Raw genomic sequence first — 19,551 nt, 5'->3', positions numbered from 1 at the left:
GGCCGCCCAAGCAGCGTGCGGTGCTCGCCGTCCTGGTGCTCCGGCCGGGTCGGCCGACCGCCGTCGCCGACCTGGTGGACGCCCTGTGGCCCGCCGCCCCGCCCCGGTCCGCGCTGAAGAACCTCCAGCTCTACGTGCACCAGCTCCGCAAGCTGCTCCCCGGCGGGCTCACCTTCGGCAACGGGGCCTACCGGCTCGACCCGGGCGCCTACCGCCTCGACGCCGACGAGTTCGACGCCCGGGTCACCGTGGCCCGGCGGCTGGCCGCGGGCGGCGACCTGGCCGCCGCGCGCGACGCGTACGACGACGCCCTGCTCTGGTGGCGCGGCCCGGCGCTGGCCGACCTCGTCGGCCGGGGCCTGCTCTGCGGCGAGGCCGCCGCGCTGGACCAGGGCCGGCTGCGGGCGATCGGCGAGTCGGTGGAGACGGTGTTGCGCCTGGGCGGGCACGAGGACCTGCTCCCCCGGCTCGCCCGTCTGGTCGCCGACCACCCGCTGCACGAACGCTTCCGGGAACAGCAGGTACGCGCGCTCCAGGCGGCCGGCCGGCACGCGGAGGCGGTCGCCGCGTACCGGGAGGCCGAGCGGGTCCTCGCCGACGACCTCGGCGTGCCCCCCGGCCCGGCCCTGCGGGCGCTGGCCCCCGGGCTGCGCCGCCCGGCCGTGGCCGCCCCGGCGCGGGTCAGCCGGCCCGTGCCGGCGGAGCTGCCCGCCGACATCCCCGACTTCACGGGGCGGCACGAGCAGGTCGCCGACGCCGTCGCCTTCCTCGGCCGGCCGCCGGCCGCGGCGATGCGGATCTGGGCGCTCTCCGGCACCGCCGGGGTCGGCAAGAGCTGCCTCGCCGTGCACGTCGCGCACCGGCTCCGGCCGCACTTCCCCGACGGCCAGCTCCACGTGAGCCTGCACGGCCAGGGCGCGCACCGGGTCGACCCGGCGGACGTGCTGGCCCGCTTCCTGCGCGCGCTCGGCATGACCGACCAGCAGCTCCCGGTCGAGTTCGACGAGCGGGTCCGCTGCTACCGCAGCCGGCTGGCCGACCGCCGGGTCCTCGTGGTCCTCGACGACGCGGCCGACGAGCAGCAGGTACGACCGCTGCTGCCCGGCGGCCCGGGGTGCGCCGCCGTCGTCACCAGCCGGATGCCGCTGGCCGGGCTGGCCGGGGCGCGGGCGCTGCACCTCGACGTGCTCGACCGGGAGCAGGCCGTGGAGCTGCTCGCCGCAGCGGCGGGCCCCGCCCGGGTGGCGGCCGAGCCCGCGGCGGCCGGCGCGATCGTCGAGCTGTGCGGCCGGCTGCCGCTGGCCGTCCGGGTCGCCTCCGCCCGGCTGGCGACCCGGGGCCACTGGAGCCTGAACCGGTTCGCCGACCGGCTCGCCGACGGCCGGCGTCGACTCGACGAGCTGCGCGTCGGCGACCTCGACGTCCGGGCCAGCTTCCAGCTCAGCTACGACGGCCTCGAACCGGCCGCCCGCCGGGCGTTCCACCTGCTCGCCCTGCTCGACCAGCCCACCGTCACCGGCTGGCTCGCCGCCGCGCTGCTCGACGCCGCCCCGGCCGACGCCGAGGACACGCTGGACCAGCTCGTGGACGCCCAGCTGCTGCAACCGACCGGCGGCGACCGGGACCGGTACCACACCCACGACCTGCTGCGGGTCTACGCGGCCGAGCAGGCGGCCGTCGCCGAGCCGGCGGGCGACCGGGAGGCGGCCCTGGACCGCGCCTTCGCCGCCTGGGTGGCCGCCGCCGAGCGGTCCGCCGCCGCGCTGACCGGCGCCGCCGGGGCGGGCCGGTTCGGGGCGGAGGCGCGCCGCTGGTTCGCCCGGGAACAGACCGACGTCGTGGCGGCCCTGGGCCAGGCGCACCGGACCGGGCGGTGGGAGGTGACCTGGCGGCTGGCGCGGGCGTTGACCATGTTCCTGGCGGAACGGTCGCAGTGGAGCGCCTGGCAGGTCACCCACGAGCTCGCCCAGGACGCCGCCTACCGGGCCGGCAACGCCGACGTGGCCGCCGACCTGGCCGAGCGGCTCGGCGACCTGTACCGGGACCGGGGCCGGTTCGACCGGGCCGAGACGTACTTCCGGCGGTCGCTGGAGCTGGCCGAGACGACCGGCAGCCCCGTGCGCAGGGCGTACGCGCTGCGCGGCCTGGGCGACGCCCGGTGGGGGCACGGCGACGCCGAGGGGGCCGTCGGCCGCTACGTCGAGGCGCTCCCGCTGTTCGAGGCGGCGGGCGAGCACCAGGGCAGCGCGCACGCCCTGCGCGGGCTGTCGGTGGCGTACCGGGGGCTCGGCCGGCTCGACGAGGCGCTGGACGTGGCCCGGCGCAGCGTCGGCGCGTTCCGGGCCCTCGGCGACCGCTCCGGCGAGACGTACGCGCGCCGCACGCTGGGCGGCATCCACCTGGACCTCGGGCACCTCGACGAGGCCGAGGAGTGCTTCCTGCACTGCCACGCCGGCTTCGAGCGGCTCGGCGACCGGCTGGGCATGGCGGCGGCCCTGCTCGGGCTCGGCATGGCCCAGGTCGAGCAGGGCCGGCACGACGAGGCGCGGGAGACGTACCACCGCTGCCGGGAGACCTTCGCCGAGGTCGCCGACCCGCTCGGCGAGGCGTACGCCCGGCGCGGGCTGGGCGACGCGCTCACCGGGTCCGGCCGGCTGGACGAGGCGCACGCGGAGCTGGCGGCCGCCCTGGCGGTCTTCGTCGCGCACGCCGACCCGCGGTGGGAGGCGTACGCCCGGACCAGCCTCGGCACCCTGTTCCTGGCCCGGGGCGAGCCCGCGGCGGCCCGGGAGCACCTCCGCCGGGCGCTGGCGATCTTCGACCGGATGGGCGCCCGGCTGTGGTCGGCACGCGCCCGGGAGCTGCTCGCCCGGGCCGGCGCAGGCGGGGCCGGGCCCTCGCCCGGCTGACGGCGCGGTCGGCCCCTGCGACCGCCGCGGGTCGACCCCCGCGCCGATATACCAGCGCTATACCGGGGGCCGACATCCTCGCCCGGAAGGCGCCCGGCGCACGTGCCGGGGCCGAGTTGCGGAGGCAGGATGAACAGCTTCGGATTCCGGCGTCGCCGCCGGGTCGCCCTGGTGCTCGTGCCGGCGCTGGCCGGCACGCTGCTGGCGGCCGTGGGCCCGGCGGCACCCGCGCGCGCCGCCGAGGGGGGCGACCTGGTGATCGCCAACGTGCTGTGGCGGGTCGCCGTCGGTTCCCGGCCCGACCTGATGACCACCAACAACCCCGCCGAGCGGGACCAGTTCCCCGTCGACGGGCAGACCCACTACGTGCCGAAGTACTCGGGCTCCGGGCGGTCGGCCCTCTACCGGCTGCACAATCCGAACTGGAGCGGCAGCTCCGACCACATGGACTCCCGGATCGCCGGCGAGGCCGGCTTCGGCACCGAGTACGCCCTCGGCTATCCGTACACCTCGCAGGCCGCCGGCACGCAGCCGTACCTGCGCACCTTCAACGGGTGCACCGGCGACCACGGCACCCGGTCGCAGAACGAGGGGGCGAAGTCCTGCTACGGGGACGAGTCGCCCAGCTACGGGTACGCCTGGCCCCGGTACCTCAACACCGCGACGTCGCTGGCGTCGCTGAGCGCGGGCGGGGTAACCATCTCGTCCAACCGGGTCACCGGCGGGGCGCTGTGGAACTGGACGTACAACGGCACCCAGTACATCAACAACCTCGACTACGGCCGGCAGTTGCAGTCGTCGCTGTTCTTCTCCCGGGACGGGGTGACGGCCAACCCGACCGAGGCCGGCGACACCTGGTCCAACCCGGCCTGGCCGGCGTACCGCCGGCACGGGTCGCCGCTGCTGGCGCTGAACACGGACGCCGCGTCGAAGACCCAGTCCACCCGGTCGATGCCGATCGACTTCGTCCCGCAGAACTTCGGCGGCGGCGAGCAGAACCCGGCGATCTACCGGGACTTCCAGCTCGGCAAGGACATCACCCTGGACTGGGGCGGGCTCGGCCCGGTCGCCCGCTACCAGACGGTGCTGAACTCGCCGGCCCTGACCTACCCGGGCATCGAGGTCCCGACGGCTTACCTGCGGGCCGAGTTCAACCGCTACTTCACCTACGACGCGGTCAGCCAGACGCTGACCGAGCGCACCAACTTCGGCCAGTGCTCCGACGCGAGCTACTTCTCCTGGACGCCGCCGAACCGGGGCGGGGTGATCATCGCCAACGCCGACCTGACCAAGGCGATGGCGGTGTACGGCGCGAACACCAGCCAGGGCGGCTCGGTGTCGGAGATGCGGATGTACAAGTTCATCGGCGGCGGGTGCGGCACGGGCACCGGCGAGTTCGACATCGCCTCGTCGAAGTTCACCGTGCTGCGGCACGGCAACGTCGGGGCCGGCGAGAAGCGCTTCAACAGCTGGGTGATGACCGGCTCGGTCGGCCAGATCCAGGGGTGGATGAACACGCTGCGCTCCTGGGGAGCGGCGTGACCGTCGCCTGAGCGGTAAGGAGGGGCCCCCTGTTAACGCATACGGTAGAGAAGGGTGCCCCTCTCACCCTCACCCCCGGTGCGCCGGTCCAGCCGGCCGACGGTCAAGACGGTGATCCGGTGCCCGTTCGGGTTGACGTGGGTGGCGTCGTGGCCGTCCTGCACCCGGTCGGAGGCCGCCGGTGGCGGGTTGGCCGGGGCCGGGCTACTTCGCGGAGCTGTTCTTCGCCGTGCGGCAAGGGCCTTCAGTCGACCAGCCCCGCGCGGAACGCGGTGATCGCCAGTTGGACCCGGTTGCCGGCCGCGAGCTTCTCGAAGAGGTGCGTGACGTGGCTCTTCACGGTCGCCTCGCTCATCCGCAGGCGCCCCGCGATCTGCGCGTTGGTCGCGCCCCGCCCGATCTCGACCAGGACCTCGCGTTCTCGTCCGGTGAGGCCGCCCAGCCGGGCCAGGGCCTCGCGCCGGCGGCGGGTGCGGTCGTCCGCGGTGATCCGTGCGATGACTTGCCGGGTGACGCTGGGTGACAACATCCCGTCTCCCGTCGCGGCCAGGCGTACCGCGCGCAGCAGTTCGGTCGGTGGTGTGTCCTTCAGCAGGAAACCGCTGGCACCGGCCTCCAGGGCCCGGAACACGTCGTCGTCGGTGTCGAACGTGGTCAGCATGATCACCGGCGGTGGGTTCGTCCGGGTCTGGAGTGCCGCCGTCGCGGTGACACCGTCCATCCCGGGCATGCGGACGTCCATCAGGACGACATCCGGACGGTGCCGGGTCACCGCGTCCAGCGCGGCGCGTCCGTCTTGCGCGTCGCCGACGACGGTTAGATCGTCCGCGGTCTCCAGAATCAGCCGCAGACCCGCACGCACCAGCGCCTCGTCGTCGACGAGCAGGACCGAGATCATCGGGCTTCCACGTCCCGCGGCTCTCCCGCCGGAAGCACCACGAAATCCCTGGCGGACATCACGACCGGCAGCTGCGCCCGCAGCCGCCACCCGGTCCCGGCCGGGCCGGCCGTCAGCGTTCCACCGGCCAGGCGCACGCGTTCCGCCAGCCCCACCAACCCCACCCCGGAACCCGGCAGGTCCAGCGCCGCCTCGCTCACCGGGTTGGCCACGGTCACCGTCACCGCGTCGACCGACCGTACGACGGTCACGGTCACCTCCGCACCGGACGCGTGCTTCCGCGCGTTCGTCAACCCCTCCTGCACGACCCGCTGCACCACCCGCGCCGCCGGCGCCGGCAACGGCCCCGCACTGTCGCGCACCACCACGCGCTGCCCGGCCGACCGGGCGTCGGCGACCACGGAGTTCAGGTCCGCGTACGGCTGCGCGTCGGCCCGCAGAACACCGAGCACGCTACGCAGCTCGACGAGCGCCTCGCGGGCGGTCACCCGGATCAGCCCGGCGCCTTCCCGGACGCGTTCGACGCCACCGTCCACGGTCAGTTCCAGCGCCCCGGCGTGCAGGGCGATCAGCGAAACCTTGTGCGCCAGCACGTCGTGCATCTCCCTGGCGATGCGGTTGCGCTCCACGATACGGGCACGTTCCTCGCGTACCGCCAGGTCGGCGTCGGCCCGCTCGGCCCGCTCGCGCCACGCTTCCCGCAGTGCCCGGCGGGTGCCCAGGTGGACGCCGAGCCCGACGGTCGCGGCGGCCACGACGGCGGCGAACTCGGCGTCCCACCAGTCCAGACGCCCGGCCTTCACCGAGTTCAGGCCGCTCGCCCCGGCCCAGCCGACCACCACCAGCCACCAGACGTGGCGGCGGGATGCGTAGAGCCCGGCGGCGAACAGTCCGACCAGCAGCGGCCCCTCGTTGCCCGACAGCGCGTAACCCAGCGCTGCGATCACCACGACGGCGTACGGGTGGCTCCGGCGCCACCACGTGGCGAGTGCGGCCAGCGTGCCCGCGGCCCCGACGACCGGCAAGGGAAGCGGCGACCACGGCGTCGTGACCGCCAGCGTGGTGAGGACCAGGCAGGCGGCCACGATCAGCGCGTCACCCACCCGCTGGCGGCCGAACCAGGATCGTGCCGTTCGCCAGGACGTCAGCCGCATGGATCGCAGCATAGGCATGCCGCGCCCCGCGTCACCTGCCCCTCAGGTCTAGGCCGTACTCCGACTTTGATCGCGGTCCGGCCTCGACCGCGCGGCGATGCGCCCGGCTCGGGCCGACCGCGACACTGGCTGCGCCCTGCCCCCGGAGAAGGAGGACCTGTGCGTCTTCGAAGCGACTCGACCCCACCGTCCGCGCCTGGCGGAACACTCCCCCGGCGGCAACAGCCGGCCCGGCGAAGACCGCAGGGCGGTGCCGGCACGGTGCAGGCGCTGGCGGCGGGCGTGGTGGGGCTGGGGTTGGTGGCGGGCGTGTTGGGGGCATTGGTTGCGGGCGTGGCGGGCGTGGTGTGGGCCGCCCCCGCGTACGCAGCCCCGCCCCGTTGTGCCGCACCGACCACGAGCGCGGCCTCCGCGTACTTCGAGTCCGTGATGCCGGAACAGTTGCGTAGGACGGGGACGCCGGGAGCGGTCGTGTCGGTGGTCTCCGGTACAGACGTCGCATACGCCCACGGCTTCGGTCACGCCGACGTGGCTGCCGGCACCGGGATGGATCCGGAGCGGACCCTCGTACGTATCGCGTCGATCACGAAGTTGTTTACGGCGACGGCGGTGATGCAGCAGGTCGAAGCCGGTCGACTGGACCTGGACGCGGACGTGAACTCGTACCTCACCACGTTCCAGATCCCGCAGACCTACCCGCAGCCGATCCGGCTGCGTGACCTGATCGACCACACCGCGGGTTTCGAGGATCGCCTCATCGGCACCGGCGCCCGCACCGCCGACGGCGTCGTGCCGCTGGGCGAGTACCTGGCGAAGAACGTCCCGGCGCGGATCCGGCCGCCCGCAGTGGTGCCGGCGTATTCGAACTACGGGGCGGCACTGGCCGGTTATCTCGTGACGCAGGTCAGCGGTGAGCCGTGGGACGCCTACGTGCAGCGGCATCTGCTGACGCCGCTGGGCATGACGCACAGCACCGCGTCCGAGCCGTTGCCCGCGGCGCTGGCCCCCGACCTCGCGAAGAGCTACGGCGAGGGTGGCGCGCCGGTGCCGTTCATGTTCGACCAGCTCACGCCGGACGGCTCGGTCAGCGCGACGGCATCGGACCTGGCGAAGTTCATGATCGCGCAGCTCGGCCGGGGCGAAGGCATCCTGAAGCCGCAGACGGCCGCGCTCATGCGGACCCGGTCGTTTCCCGCGGATCCCCGGGTCGGTGGGTACGCGCACGGCTTCATGGACCGGGTGCTCAACGGGCATCGGGTGCTCATGCACGGCGGCGACTGGGAGGGTTTTGAAAGCGTGCTAGTGCTGGTGCCGGACTGCCGGCTGGGGCTCTTCCTGTCGGTCAACTCGCTGAAGGGGGCCGGCGCGCTGAACGAGGTCGTTCACGGGTTCCTCGACCGGTTCGCGCCCGGATCGCCGCCGGCGGTGTCCGGGTCGCAGCGCGCCGTGGTGCCGCAGGCGGGCTTCTACGCCCCGGCCCGGCGTAACGTCACCGGCGTCGAGAAACTGCTCACATTGCTCGATCCGGCGCGTCTGACGGTGACCGACGCCGGAGCGCTCCGGTTCAGAGAAAAGACGTGGACGCCCCAGGGTGACGGTTCCTACCGGGCCGGCGACGACCGTCTGGTGGTCGTGGACGGGGGCCGGTACGTGATGACCGACGGGGCCGCGTTCGAGCAGATCAGTGGCGCGCAGACGTTGCCGGTCAACCTCGCGGTGCTGGCCGGATTCGTGGTCGTGGCGCTCAGTGCGCTGGTGGTGCCAGGTGCCTCGGTGGTACGCCGGGTACGTGGCCGTGCCGACGGCGCACGTTCGTGGCGGCTGTCGCGCGGGTTGGCGGCCCTGGCGATGGTGCTGGGGCTCGGGTTCCTGGCCGGGCTGGCAACCGCCCTGTCCGGCAGTACCAGCACGTTTCTGCCCGGCGCGCCGGCGGGCCTGCGCGCCCTGCTCGTCGTACCGATCGTGGTGTTCGCGCTGGGGCTCGGTGCCGCCGGCACCGCGATCACCGGCTGGCGTGAGGCATCCGTCGCGGCACGCGTCCACCAGGGGGTGCTGCTGGCCGGGGTCGGGGCCCTGGCCTGGTTCTGCTGGCAGTGGAACCTGATCGGCTGGCAGTTCGGCTGAGGGGTCGCCGCGGCGGCCGTCCTCCCCGAACGGAGAAGGTCCCCAGCTCCACGCTGGGGACCTTCGGCGGCGTTCGGGGGAGTCAGCCCAGCGGGCTGCTCTTCTTCGCCAGGTCGACGAAGGACTGCCAGGTGCCGGGGGCGAAGCGGAGGGTGCCGCCGTCGCGGTCCTTGGTGTCGCGCACCAGCACGACGCCCGGCAGGTTGTCCGCGACCTCGACGCAGGACCCGCCGTTGCCGCCGGACCTGGTCGACTTCCGCCACTGGGGGGTCGTCATCGACTCCATGACTTGGCCACCTCCTTGATCAACTCGATGGATTGCCGGCGGGAAAGCGCCTCGTTCCGCACGATCTCCCACGTCTTCGCGAGCCTAGCAACGTCGGCGGGCGCATCGACGATCTGCGCGTTGAGCTGGTTGTCCGCGTGCGCCACCCGCGCGCCGTCGGGCAGCTCGGCGATGATGAACTGACCGGCCAGCCCCAGGTACATGCCGGCGTCGACGGGCACGACGTGCACCTGGACGTGCTCCCGCATCGACTGTTCGGCAAGGTGGTCGAGCTGTTCCGCCATGAGCCCCGGCTGATCGAGCACGGGTCGGCGCAGCACGCTCTCGTCCACCACGGCGATGAGCTGCGGCGGGCGCTCGCGCTCCAGGATCTCCTGCCGGTTGAGCCTGGACGCGACGATCCGCTCCACCTCGTCGGCGGTGAACCGCCCACCCGCCAGCGTCGCCCGCGCGTACCGCTCGGTCTGGAGCAGGCCCGGGAGGTACGACAGCTCGAACCACCGCAGCGTGGTCGCCTCGCGCTCGAACTCGATCCATTCGCGCAGCCAGACCGGCTCGGCGTCCAGTTTGGCCAGCTCGCGGAGCATCCGGCCGAACCGGTCACCGAGCTGGTAGTGGTCGTCGACCGCCTTCATGTACTCCTTCGTCGGCGGGCGTCCCCCCGTCTCGACGGAGCTGACATGCGAGCCGGAGTAACCGATGGCCCGGCCGAACTCTTCCTGGCTGGTCCCGAGCGACGCTCGGAACAGTCGCAGCTCCCCGAGCACGTAGTTCGTGGCAGTGCCCACCCATCCCCCAGTTTCGGCTCGTCCTCGTCGGCGTGTCCCGCACGCCCGCCCGGTCAGGCCGCTGACCTGCGCGGACCGGGCGAGCGCGTATCGAGAGTAACGGCACCCTCACCAGACTGTCACCACGCGGATTCGGTTTCGGCCCTGAGGCGGAGGCGAGTTCTGCGCCGGGGGTCGCCCGGTCCTTCCGCGAGCTGGCGACCCCCACCTACACCACGAGGAGGGGAAGGAAATGAGCCCTGAACGGGGACAGGCGTCGAGAGTGCACCCGCTGGTCACCGCCGGCGACGTGCTCACCCTCCAACCGTGCGACTACTGCATCGGGCAGACGGTGCTGTCGCTGCGGGTCACCCACGTTCCCCGGTACGCGAACTTCCTGGCGTCGCGGTGGGTGCGGCTCGAAGGGCTGGAGCTGCGCCCCGACGGAACGCCGTGGCGCGAGCGAGTCGTGATGGTCCGGGTGCAGGCCATCATCGACGGCCCGACGGCCCGCCCGGGGCCCGAGACGCGGGAGCGGTGATGGCCGCACACCCACCGAGGTACGCGGGCGGCCCGTGCTTCGTCTGCGGCGAGCCGTGGCCGTGCTTCGAGCGGCAGTTGTCGACTCTCGTGGAGTTCGCCGGCCGGGGCGAACTGCTCGTGGCGTACATGGGTGACTGGTACCGCCTGGGGGTCGAGGAGCGTCAGCGGCGCGGTCTGCCACCCGACCCGGACATGGAGCTGCGGCACCTGGGGTGGCTCGACATGGTCCTGCCCGCGCAGGGCGAACAGCGCAGCGGTGATGTCTGAGGCCGCGCCGCCCACCGGTCACGCGGACTTCGGCTCAGCCGAGGCGTCGCGCGTGATCGGCGGCGGCGTTAATAAGGGGCCCTTCCTCTACCGAAAGCGTTAACAAGGTGCCCTTCCTTGCAGGGTCAGCGGGCGCCGAGGTGGGCCAGCAGGTCCTGCCGGGTGAGCACGCCCTTGGGCTTGCCGTCGACCAGCACCAGCGCCGCGTCGGACTTCTCCAGCAGGGCGACCGCCTCGCTGACCGGCTGGCCGCCGCCGATCATCGGCAGCGGGTCGGCGGTGTGCCGCTCGATGGTGTCGTGCAGGTGCGCCTGGCCGGTGAACAGGGCGTCGAGCAGGTCCTTCTCGGCGACCGAGCCGGCCACCTCGCCGGTGACCACGGGCGGCTCGGCCTTGAGCACCGGGAGCTGGGAGACGCCGTACTCGCGCATGTAGTCGATGGCGTCGCGGACCGTCTCGGTGGGGTGCACGTGCACCAGCTCGGGCAGCCCGCCGGGCTTGCCCGCGAGGGCGTCGGCGACGGTCGGCTCGGTGCCGGAGTTGTCGAGGAAGCCGTACCGGGCCATCCACGCGTCGTTGAAGATCTTCGACAGGTAGCCCTTGCCGCTGTCGGGCAGCAGCACCACGACCACGTCGTCCGGGCCGGCGTCGCGGGCCACCTCCAGCGCGGCGACCACGGCCATCCCGCAGGACCCGCCGACCAGCAGCCCCTCCTCGCGGGCCAGCCGCCGGGTCATCTCGAACGACGCCTTGTCGGAGACCTCCACGATCCGGTCGGCGACGTCCCGGTCGTAGGTGGTGGGCCAGAAGTCCTCGCCGACGCCCTCCACCAGATAGGGCCGGCCGGTGCCGCCGGAGTAGACGGAGCCCTCCGGGTCCGCCCCGACGATCTGCACCCGGCCGTCGGAGGCCTCCTTCAGGTAGCGGCCGATGCCGGAGATGGTGCCGCCCGTGCCCACCCCGGCGACGAAGTGGGTCAGCCGCCCGTCGGTCTGCTTCCACAGCTCGGGGCCGGTGGTCTCGTAGTGCGAGCGCGGGTTGGCCGGGTTGCTGTACTGGTCGGGCTTCCACGCGCCGGGGATCTCCCGGGCCAGCCGGTCGGAGACGTTGTAGTAGGAGCGCGGGTCCTCCGGCGCGACGGCGGTCGGGCAGACCACCACCTCCGCGCCGTACGCCCGCAGCACGTCCTGCTTGTCCTGGCTGACCTTGTCGGGGCAGACGAACACGCACCGGTAGCCCTTGAGCTGCGCCACCAGGGCCAGGCCGACGCCGGTGTTGCCGCTGGTCGGCTCGACGATCGTGCCGCCGGGCCGCAGGATGCCGGCGGCCTCGGCGTCCTCGACCATGCGCAGCGCGATGCGGTCCTTCACCGAGCCGCCCGGGTTGAGGTATTCCACCTTCGCCAGCACGGTGGCCCGGATGCCCTCGGTCACGTTGCGCAGCCGCACCAGCGGGGTGTTGCCGATCATCTCGACGACGTTGTCGTAGTAGTGCACCTCGTTGTGCCCTTCGTTGCGGCGCCGGCGACGGCGGCCGGGCAGACGTTGATTCGACGCCCAGGGTACGTCCCGTCAGGGCACCACATGGCCCGGGATGACGGAGGCCCGGCGGACCTCCCACTCCAGGAACCGCTCGGTCTCCGCGAGCACCGCGCCGGCGAGCCAGGTCACCATCACCGCGTCGTCGGCCAGGCCGAAGACCGCCAGCGGGATCTCCGGGAGCAGGTCGATCGGCGAGACGATGTACGCCGTCGCCGCGGTCATCAGGGCCAGCCGGAGGCCGCCGTCGTACTCGCCGCGGGTGGTGGCCCGGATCATCCGGGGCAGCGCCGCCAGCCGGGCCCCCAGCGACGGGCCGCCCCGCGCCCCGGCGGTCAGCGCCCGGGCCAGCGCCGCGAACGCCGCGCCGCGCTTCAGTGTCTTCCCCATCTCCACGCCCCTTTCGACTCCACAGCGTGCGGTGTCCACGCAAGGGGTACCCGCAACAGTCGCCTCCCAGCCAGAAACCGGGCAGTACGACGACAGCGGCGTGTCGTATCGGCGCGATAATGTCGGTGCATGGGGGTCGCTGGGGTCGCTGGTTCAATCGCACCGGCCGGTCCGCGCGGGCAGTCCGCCCCGCGCTGGCAGCTCGGCCCGCGCTCGCAGCGGGCGCGGCGGCTGGCCCGCGTCGCGGCGATCGGCACGGGCGCCACCGCGGCGGCCGCCGCGGCGACGACCGGGGTCCTGCTCGGCCAGGCCCGGCAGGCCCGGCGCACCATCCCGATGGCCGAGGCGCCCCCGCCGCGCTGCGACGGCGTCTACGGCGCGAAGCTCCCCGGCCCGCCGCTGACCATGGTCGTCCTCGGCGACTCCTCCGCCGCCGGCTACGGCGTGCACCGCCGCCGGGAGACGCCGGGTTCGTTGCTGGCCACCGGGCTGTCCCGCCGGCTGCACCGGCCGGTGCGGCTGCACCGGTTCGCCGTGGTGGGCGCCATCTCCTCGGGCCTGAAGCCGCAGGTGGAGGCCGCGCTGGAGGTGTCGCCCGACGTCGCGGTGATCCTGATCGGCGGCAACGACGTCACCAACCGCACCCCGCCGGCCCTGGCGGTGCGCTACCTGGTCGACGCGGTCCGCGCGCTGCGCGGGGTCGGCTGCGAGGTGGTGGTCGGCACCTGCCCCGACCTCGGTGCCATCCAGCCGATCCAGCCGCCGCTGCGCTGGCTGGCCCGGCGGTGGAGCCGGCAGCTCGCCGCCGCCCAGACGGTGGCGGTGGTCGAGGCGGGCGGCTGGACGGTCTCCCTCGGGGACCTGCTCGGCCCCCGGTTCGTCGCCGAGCCGACCCGGATGTTCGCCTGGGACCGGTTCCATCCCTCCGCGGAGGGGTATGCGGTGGCCGCCGCCGCGCTGCTGCCGACGGTGCTCTCCGCGCTCGGCGGGGCGTCGGAGCGCCGTGCCGGCCTCGCCCGGGGCGCGGGTGTCCGGTCGCTGCCGGAGGCGGCCCAGGAGGCGGCCCGGCACGCCGGCACGGAGGTCAGCGCCACCCAGGTCCGGGGCCGCGACCGCGGGCCGGGCGGGCGGTGGGCGCAGCTGCGCCGGCGGGCCTTCTTCGGCGTCGGCGCGGTGCCGCAGGCCGGCCCGGCAGCCGACTCACCCACACTGGAAGGACAGCCATGACCGAGCAGGGCGGCAGGCGCGGTGGCGGTGACCGGGGGCTCGGCGCGGAGCTCGCCGTCCGGCTGGGCCGGGCGGCGGCGATGTCCCTGGTCGCCGGGACGATCGGCGGCGCGGCCGTCCTGGCCGGCGAGGCGTTCCTGGCCCGCAACCGCCCGTACGCCCAGCCCGAGCTGGGCCTGGCCCTGCGCGCCACGATCGGCCGGGCCGGCGCGCCGCCGCTGCGGCTGGTCCTGCTCGGCGACTCGTCCGCGCTGGGGGTCGGGGTGGCCCGGCTCGGCGACACCGTCGGCGGCCAGTTGGCCAACCTGCTCGCCGAGGGTCCGACCGGCCGGCGGGTGCACCTGTCCAGCGTCGGGGTGTCCGGCTCCCGCTCCACCGACCTGGCCACCCAGGTGGCCCGGGCGCTGCTCGGCCCGCGCCCCGACGTGGCGGTGGTCCTGATCGGCGCCAACGACGCCACCGCGCTGCGCAGCCCGGCCGAGGCCGGGGCCTACCTCGGGTCGGCCGTGCGGCGGCTGCGCGAGGCGCAGGTCGAGGTGGTGGTCGGCACCTGCCCGGATCTCGGCGCGGCCCGCGCGATCGCCCCGCCGCTGCGGCAGCTGGTCGGCTGGTCCGGCCGGCGGATCGCCCGCGCGCAGACGACGGCCGTGTTGGACGCGGGCGGCACGGTGGTCGACCTGGGCACGGAGACCGGCCCGGTGTTCCGGGCCGACGCCGGCACGCTCTGCCACGACGGCTTCCACCCGTCCGCCGACGGGTACCGGATCTGGGCGCACGCCCTGCTCCCGGCTGTCGCCGCCGCCGCGGACGTCGCCCCCCGCCACTGATCCGGCCCGCCCGGCGGGCGGCGGGCCGGGGTGACATTTCCCGCTGGTCGCTCCGCTTCCGGGTAGGTTACCGCCAAGTTAACGTTGGTTCATGCCGACTGAGTCGTCCCGCGATGCCGTCATCGTCGCCACCGCCCGCTCCCCCATCGGCCGGGCGCACAAGGGTTCCCTGCGCGACGTCCGCCCCGACGACCTCGCCGCCACCATCGTCCGGGCCGCCCTGGACAAGGTCCCCCAGCTCGATCCGACCGAGATCGACGACCTCTACCTCGGGTGCGGCCTGCCCGGCGGCGAGCAGGGCTTCAACATGGCCCGTGTGGTCGCCACCCTGCTGGGCCTCGACGGCCTGCCCGGCGCCACGCTCACCCGCTACTGCGCCTCGTCGCTCCAGACCACCCGGATGGCCATGCACGCGATTCGGGCCGGCGAGGGCGACGTGTTCGTCTCCGCCGGGGTGGAGACCGTCTCCCGCTACGCGCGCGGCAACTCCGACGCGCTCCCGCCGCAGGCGCAGGAGCTGGTCGGGGGCGGCTGGGAGAACCCGCGCTTCGCCGCCGCGCGGGAGCGCTCGGCGCGGCGCGCCGAGGGCGGCGCGGAGGTCTGGGCCGACCCCCGCTCCACCGGGGAGCTGCCCGACGTCTACCTGGCCATGGGGCAGACCGCCGAGAACCTGGCCCAGGCGTACGACGTGAGCCGCGCCGAGATGGACGCCTTCGGCGTGCGCAGTCAGAACCTGGCCGAGAAGGCGATCGCCGACGGCTTCTGGGCCCGCGAGATCACCCCGGTCACCACGCCCGACGGCACCGTGGTCGACACCGACGACGGCCCCCGTCCCGGGGTGACCCTGGAGGGCGTCGCCGGGCTCAAGCCGGTGTTCCGCCCCGACGGTCGGATCACCGCCGGCAACTGCTGCCCGCTGAACGACGGCGCGGCCGCGGTGGTGATCATGAGCGCCCAGCGGGCCCGGGACCTCGGCCTCACCCCGCTGGCGCGGATCGTCTCCACCGGCGTCACCGCCCTCTCCCCCGAGATCATGGGCCTCGGGCCGGTGGAGGCGTCGAAGCAGGCCCTGCGCCGCGCCGGGATGACCATCGACGACGTCGACCTGGTGGAGATCAACGAGGCGTTCGCCGCCCAGGTCATCCCCTCCTACCGGCAGCTCGGCATCGACGAGGAGAAGCTGAACGTGATGGGCGGGGCGATCGCCGTCGGCCACCCGTTCGGCATGACCGGCGCCCGGATCACCGGCACGCTGCTCAACGCCCTGGACTGGCACGACAAGAGCATCGGCCTGGAGACGATGTGCGTCGGCGGCGGACAGGGCATGGCCATGGTCCTCGAACGCCTGAGCTGAGCCGCGCGTCGCCCCGCGTCGCCTCCCGGCGCTCGCGCCGACCGCACGGGCGGCCGGCCAGCGGGGTCGGCGCGCGGGCGTCCTGCCACGCGGGGCCGGCCTGCCACGCGGGGCCTGCGCGCGGGCGTCAGAGCGCGGACCGGGTCGCCGTCACCTCGGCGGCGGCCCGGGTCAGCACGGCGTCGGACGGGGCCGCCGCCAGCAGGTCGGCGGCGACCACCCGGAGCTGGTCGGGCAGGGCGAGGTCGTTGTCGAGCCGGGGCACCGCCCGGCGGGGCTGCCCCTCGGCGTCGGCGGCGAGGTTCGCGATCTCCTGCACCAGCCGGTGCACCAGGTCGGCCCGGGGCACGTTGCCGCCGCCGGCCGAGGCCGCCCAGCGCGGCTGCTGCCAGTGCCCGACCTGACGGACCAGCAGCTCCACGGCCCGGCCCAGTTCCGCTGCGCTCACCGCGCCGAGTCTACGGACGCCGGGCCGGCGTGCCCCGTGCGGTCGCAGGGTGCCCGGCGCGGCCGGCGGACGCCCGGGGCGGTGCGGCCGGGGCGGTGCGGCCGGGCCGGAACACGACGGCGCCCGCCGCCGCGGGATCGCGGGGCGGGCGCCGTCGAGCGACGAGGGTCAGTCGTCGCCCTGGAAGTAGCTCAGCAGGCGCAGGATCTCGATGTAGAGCCAGACCAGGCTGACCAGGATGCCGAACGCGGCCGTCCAGGAGTAGCGCTGGGGCAGCCCCATCCGGACGCCCTCCTCGACCTCCGCGAAGCTGAGCACGAAGCTCAGCGAGGCGACCACGATGCAGACCAGGCTGAAGCCGATGGCCAGCGGGCTGCTGTCGCGCAGGCCGGTGTTGACGCCGAACAGCGCCAGCACCAGGTTGATCAACATGACCGCGAACAGGCCGACCATCGCCGCGACCATGCCCCGGACGAACTTCGGGGTGGCCCGGATGACCCGCGCCTTGTAGAGCATGGCCATCAGGAAGAACACGCCGAAGCTGGCCACCACGGCCTGGAGCACGATGCCGTCGTAGAGCGAGTTGAACGCCTTGCTCACCATGCCGACGAAGACGCCCTCGACGACGGCGTACGCGATGACCAGCGCCGGGTTCGCCATCCGGGAGAACGAGATGATCAGGCCGAGGACCAGGCCCACGACCGCCGCGCCGATCCAGGCCACGCCGAGCAGCGCGTCCGGGACGAGCACCCAGGCCGCCGCGGCGGACGCGCCGAGGATGCCCAGCAACACGACGGTCTTGACCACCACGTCGTCGATCGACATCGGCGTCACGGTGGGCGGCGCGGCCGGGTAGCCCGTCGCGCCCGGGTACTGCTGCGGATAGCCGGGCTGCCCGTAGGGCCCGGTCGGGGCGTACCCGGTGGCCCGTTCCCGCTCGGCCGCCTGGCCGAGTCGGGCGAGCACCGGGTTCGAAGTCTTCACTGTCAGGCCTCCCTCAGGGGGTCGTCGCACGTGAACGTGCCCTTCCAGGGTAGACGGCCCGCCCGACGCCGTGGAGATCACCGACCGGCGCAGGAGCTGTGAAGAAGCTGAGAGACCCGCCGGGACGCCCTCGCCGGCACCGGCGTGGGCCCCTCCACCGGCGCGGGTCACCGTGCTGCGCGTGCCCGGGGCGGGGGTCGAACCCGCACGCCTTGCGGCAGCCGCTTTTAAGGCGGCCGTGTCTGCCGTTCCACCACCCGGGCTGGGCGGCCCCGCGCGTCGCCCACGCGCCGGTGCAGTGTCACCGTAGCGGGTCCGCCACGACCCGGCGTACCCCGGCGGCACTCCCGCACTAGGGTCGACCCGTGAGCAGCGCAGCCCCCACGGCCCCCGACGCCGCCCCCGACCAGGCAGTCCGTTCCGACGTCCCGACCCGGGCCGCCGGCCGGTGGGCCCGGCTGCGGGCCGCCGTCGCCCGGCACCGGGCCGACCTGCTCGTCGGGCTGCTGTTCGCGGCCCTGGCGGGCTGGCTCACCCACGGGCTCTGGCCCGACCCGTCCGGCCGGGTGCTGGCGCTCAACCCCGAGGACCAGACGCTGTACGAGTGGTTCCTGGCCGTCGACTCGCGCGCCCTGCTCGGCGACTTCGGGCTGCTCACCGACCGGCTCAACGCCCCCGACGGGGTGAACCTGATGGCCAACACCACGGTCATCGCGCTCGGCGTCGCCTTCGCCCCGGTCACCCTGCTGTTCGGCGCGCCGGTCACCTTCGCCCTGCTCGCCGGGCTCAACCTCGCCGGCACCGCCCTCGCCTGGCACCTGCTCTTCACCCGCCTCCTCGGGGCGCGACCGCTCGCCGCCGCGCTCGGGGCCGGGCTGTGCGGCTTCGGGCCGGGCATCGTCTCGCAGACCAACAGCCACCTGCACATGACCGCCCAATGGCTGGTGCCGGTGATCGTCTGGCTGGTGGTCCGGCTGCTGCGCGCGGCCGACCCGCTGGGCCGCGTGGGCCGCCCCGGCGGCACCCCGCACGACGGCGGCAGCCACCACGGGGGCGACGGCGGCCCGGGGCGGGGCGGCCCTGACCGCCGCCGCATGCTCACCTCCGCCGTGGGCCTCGCCGCCGTGATCAGCGTCCAGGTCTTCGTGGGCGAGGAGGTGCTCTTCCTCACCGCGCTGACGCTGCTGGTGATGGCCGTCGCGTACGCGCTGGCCGACCGGGCGCTGCTGCGCCGGGCGCTGCCCGGCTTCGCCGGGGGGATGCTGGTCGCCGCCGGGCTGGCCCTGCTCGTGCTGGGATACCCGCTGTGGTTCCAGTTCGCCGGCCCGCAGGGCGTCGCCGACGGCATGTTCAGCCCGGACTACTTCTCGGCCGACCTGGCGAGCTGGTGGACGCTCTCCCCGCTGTCGGCCGCCGGCAGCGACGAGGCGGCCCGGCTCACCACCGGCCCGGCCGAATACAACACCTTCCTCGGCTGGCCCCTGCTCGTGGTCACCCTCGGCTGCGCGGTCTGGCTGGGCCGCCGCCCGCTGGTGCTCGCCTGCGCGGCCGGGGCGCTGGTCATGGGCGCGCTGTCGCTCGGCCCGGACGTGGTCGTCGGCGGTGACCGGACCAGCATCCCCGGCCCGTACGCCCTGCTGGCGGGCCTGCCCGTGGTGGACGGCGCGCTGCCGATGCGATTCGCCCTGGCGGTGCTGCCGCTGGCCGGCACGCTGCTGGTGCTGGCCGTGGACCGGGCGCTGCGCGGCGCCGGCCGGGCCCGCCGGCTGGTGCCGGCAGCGGTCGGGCTCGCGCTGCTGCCGGTCCTGCCGGCCCCCCTGCCCACCGCCGAGCGGCCGGCGCTGCCGGAGTTCATCGCGGCCGACCACTGGCGGGAGTGCGTCCGCCCCGGCGGGGTGCTGGTGCCGGTGCCGCTGCCCACGCCGAAGGAGCCGTGGCCGATGCGCTGGGCCACGGCCGCCGACGCCGCGTTCGCCATGCCCGAGGGCTTCTTCATCGCCCCGTACGGCAAGGGCGGCACCGCCGCCATGGGCACCTGGAAGCGCCCCACGTCGTACCTGCTCAGCGAGGTGGCGAAGCGGGGCGGACGGCCGGCGATCGGTGACCGGGAGCGGCGGCAGGCCGCCCGGGACGCCGACCGTTGGGGCGCGTCCTGCTTCGCGGTGGCCGACGGCACCCGCCACGCCGACGACCTGCGCGCCACCCTGGACCAGCTCTACGGCCCGGCCACCCGGATCGCCGACGCGTGGATCTGGCGGGTCTGACGCTCCCGCCGGTCCGCTCCGACCCGCCC

The 19,551-nt window shown here is 74.5% G+C and carries 17 protein-coding genes and 1 tRNA gene; 9 read left to right on the top strand and 9 right to left on the bottom strand.

All coding sequences use genetic code 11. The annotated features are described in order from the left end of the window. The first annotated feature begins 20 nt into the window (after positions 1-20). Positions 21-2,909 carry a BTAD domain-containing putative transcriptional regulator gene (locus O7628_RS18080; protein ID WP_278132126.1) on the top strand — a complete coding sequence of 963 codons (2,889 nt, stop codon included), beginning with the start codon at positions 21-23 and terminating at the stop codon, positions 2,907-2,909. Positions 2,910-3,038: 129 nt separating this feature from the next. Further along, positions 3,039-4,451 carry a hypothetical protein gene (locus tag O7628_RS18075; RefSeq protein ID WP_278132124.1) on the top strand — a complete coding sequence of 471 codons (1,413 nt, stop codon included), beginning with the start codon at positions 3,039-3,041 and terminating at the stop codon, positions 4,449-4,451. 244 nt (positions 4,452-4,695) lie between these two features. On the opposite strand, the gene O7628_RS18070 is transcribed toward O7628_RS18075, so the two are convergent. Next, entirely contained in the window at positions 4,696-5,349 is a 654-nt protein-coding gene (locus O7628_RS18070) for a response regulator transcription factor (RefSeq protein ID WP_278132123.1), read from the bottom strand. Continuing rightward, complete coding sequence (locus tag O7628_RS18065) at positions 5,346-6,503, bottom strand: histidine kinase (protein ID WP_278132122.1); 1,158 nt, start codon at positions 6,501-6,503, stop codon at positions 5,346-5,348. Before O7628_RS18065 ends, O7628_RS18070 begins: the two co-directional genes overlap by 4 nt. A gap of 261 nt (positions 6,504-6,764) precedes the next feature. Here O7628_RS18065 and O7628_RS18060 point away from each other — a divergent pair, with 261 nt between their 5' ends. Then, a complete protein-coding gene (locus O7628_RS18060) occupies positions 6,765-8,627 on the top strand; it encodes a serine hydrolase domain-containing protein (protein ID WP_278132121.1) in 1,863 nt (620 codons plus the stop codon). 82 nt (positions 8,628-8,709) lie between these two features. Here O7628_RS18060 and O7628_RS18055 read toward each other — a convergent pair whose 3' ends face one another. Together O7628_RS18055 and O7628_RS18050 are read right to left on the bottom strand one after the other, a co-directional pair. Next, a complete protein-coding gene (locus tag O7628_RS18055; protein WP_278136342.1) occupies positions 8,710-8,904 on the bottom strand; it encodes a DUF397 domain-containing protein in 195 nt (64 codons plus the stop codon). After that, positions 8,901-9,701 (bottom strand): helix-turn-helix transcriptional regulator, encoded by an 801-nt coding sequence (locus O7628_RS18050; RefSeq protein ID WP_278132119.1) that lies wholly within the window; start codon positions 9,699-9,701, stop codon positions 8,901-8,903. Before O7628_RS18050 ends, O7628_RS18055 begins: the two co-directional genes overlap by 4 nt. 232 nt (positions 9,702-9,933) lie before the next feature. Between O7628_RS18050 and O7628_RS18045 the strand changes: the two genes are divergently transcribed. Together O7628_RS18045 and O7628_RS18040 are read left to right on the top strand one after the other, a co-directional pair. Next, positions 9,934-10,221 carry a hypothetical protein gene (locus tag O7628_RS18045; protein ID WP_278132117.1) on the top strand — a complete coding sequence of 96 codons (288 nt, stop codon included), beginning with the start codon at positions 9,934-9,936 and terminating at the stop codon, positions 10,219-10,221. After that, positions 10,221-10,490, top strand: coding sequence for a hypothetical protein (locus O7628_RS18040; protein ID WP_278132116.1), 270 nt, complete (start codon positions 10,221-10,223; stop codon positions 10,488-10,490). The genes O7628_RS18045 and O7628_RS18040 overlap by 1 nt, the downstream gene beginning before the upstream one ends. A 125-nt stretch (positions 10,491-10,615) precedes the next feature. On the opposite strand, the gene O7628_RS18035 is transcribed toward O7628_RS18040, so the two are convergent. Together O7628_RS18035 and O7628_RS18030 are read right to left on the bottom strand one after the other, a co-directional pair. Beyond that, the gene (locus O7628_RS18035) at positions 10,616-11,986 is read right to left on the bottom strand and encodes a cystathionine beta-synthase (RefSeq protein WP_278132115.1); all 1,371 of its coding nucleotides are present in this window, start codon (positions 11,984-11,986) and stop codon (positions 10,616-10,618) included. A gap of 75 nt (positions 11,987-12,061) precedes the next feature. Continuing rightward, on the bottom strand, positions 12,062-12,418 hold the full coding sequence (locus O7628_RS18030; protein WP_043963969.1) for a YkvA family protein: 357 nt from the start codon (positions 12,416-12,418) through the stop codon (positions 12,062-12,064). Between the two features lie 129 nt (positions 12,419-12,547). On the opposite strand from O7628_RS18030, the gene O7628_RS18025 reads away from it, so the two are divergent. From O7628_RS18025 to O7628_RS18015, 3 genes are all read left to right on the top strand, one after another. Continuing rightward, positions 12,548-13,645 (top strand): SGNH/GDSL hydrolase family protein, encoded by a 1,098-nt coding sequence (locus tag O7628_RS18025; RefSeq protein WP_278132112.1) that lies wholly within the window; start codon positions 12,548-12,550, stop codon positions 13,643-13,645. Between the two features lie 80 nt (positions 13,646-13,725). After that, positions 13,726-14,472 (top strand): SGNH/GDSL hydrolase family protein, encoded by a 747-nt coding sequence (locus O7628_RS18020; protein ID WP_278136341.1) that lies wholly within the window; start codon positions 13,726-13,728, stop codon positions 14,470-14,472. 91 nt (positions 14,473-14,563) lie between these two features. Continuing rightward, positions 14,564-15,826, top strand: coding sequence for an acetyl-CoA C-acetyltransferase (locus O7628_RS18015; protein WP_178063416.1), 1,263 nt, complete (start codon positions 14,564-14,566; stop codon positions 15,824-15,826). A gap of 127 nt (positions 15,827-15,953) precedes the next feature. On the opposite strand, the gene O7628_RS18010 is transcribed toward O7628_RS18015, so the two are convergent. The 3 genes from O7628_RS18010 to O7628_RS18000 form a co-directional block, all read right to left on the bottom strand. Next, a complete protein-coding gene (locus O7628_RS18010) occupies positions 15,954-16,274 on the bottom strand; it encodes a hypothetical protein (RefSeq protein ID WP_278132110.1) in 321 nt (106 codons plus the stop codon). 168 nt (positions 16,275-16,442) lie between these two features. Beyond that, entirely contained in the window at positions 16,443-17,258 is an 816-nt protein-coding gene (locus O7628_RS18005) for a Bax inhibitor-1/YccA family protein (protein WP_278132108.1), read from the bottom strand. 182 nt (positions 17,259-17,440) lie between these two features. Continuing rightward, positions 17,441-17,521 (bottom strand) — tRNA-Leu (locus O7628_RS18000). A gap of 102 nt (positions 17,522-17,623) precedes the next feature. Between O7628_RS18000 and O7628_RS17995 the strand changes: the two genes are divergently transcribed. Then, a complete protein-coding gene (locus O7628_RS17995) occupies positions 17,624-19,522 on the top strand; it encodes a hypothetical protein (RefSeq protein WP_278132105.1) in 1,899 nt (632 codons plus the stop codon). Positions 19,523-19,551: the final 29 nt, after the last annotated feature.

The organism is Micromonospora sp. WMMD956, assembly GCF_029626125.1.
GTDB classification, from domain to species: domain Bacteria; phylum Actinomycetota; class Actinomycetes; order Mycobacteriales; family Micromonosporaceae; genus Micromonospora; species Micromonospora carbonacea.
This window is presented reverse-complemented; position numbering and strand designations above follow the sequence as displayed.

Excerpts from the sequence above, each read along its gene's own strand:
- O7628_RS18030 (WP_043963969.1), bottom strand. The coding sequence starts at position 12,418 with ATGGGGAAGACACTGAAGCGCGGCGCGGCGTTCGCGGCGCTGGCCCGG.
- O7628_RS18070 (WP_278132123.1), bottom strand. The coding sequence starts at position 5,349 with ATGATCTCGGTCCTGCTCGTCGACGACGAGGCGCTGGTGCGTGCGGGT.
- O7628_RS18040 (WP_278132116.1), top strand. The coding sequence starts at position 10,221 with ATGGCCGCACACCCACCGAGGTACGCGGGCGGCCCGTGCTTCGTCTGC.
- O7628_RS18075 (WP_278132124.1), top strand. The coding sequence starts at position 3,039 with ATGAACAGCTTCGGATTCCGGCGTCGCCGCCGGGTCGCCCTGGTGCTC.
- O7628_RS18045 (WP_278132117.1), top strand. The coding sequence starts at position 9,934 with ATGAGCCCTGAACGGGGACAGGCGTCGAGAGTGCACCCGCTGGTCACC.
- O7628_RS18055 (WP_278136342.1), bottom strand. The coding sequence starts at position 8,904 with ATGACGACCCCCCAGTGGCGGAAGTCGACCAGGTCCGGCGGCAACGGC.
- O7628_RS18065 (WP_278132122.1), bottom strand. The coding sequence starts at position 6,503 with ATGCGGCTGACGTCCTGGCGAACGGCACGATCCTGGTTCGGCCGCCAG.
- O7628_RS18015 (WP_178063416.1), top strand. The coding sequence starts at position 14,564 with ATGCCGACTGAGTCGTCCCGCGATGCCGTCATCGTCGCCACCGCCCGC.
- O7628_RS18020 (WP_278136341.1), top strand. The coding sequence starts at position 13,726 with ATGTCCCTGGTCGCCGGGACGATCGGCGGCGCGGCCGTCCTGGCCGGC.
- O7628_RS18025 (WP_278132112.1), top strand. The coding sequence starts at position 12,548 with ATGGGGGTCGCTGGGGTCGCTGGTTCAATCGCACCGGCCGGTCCGCGC.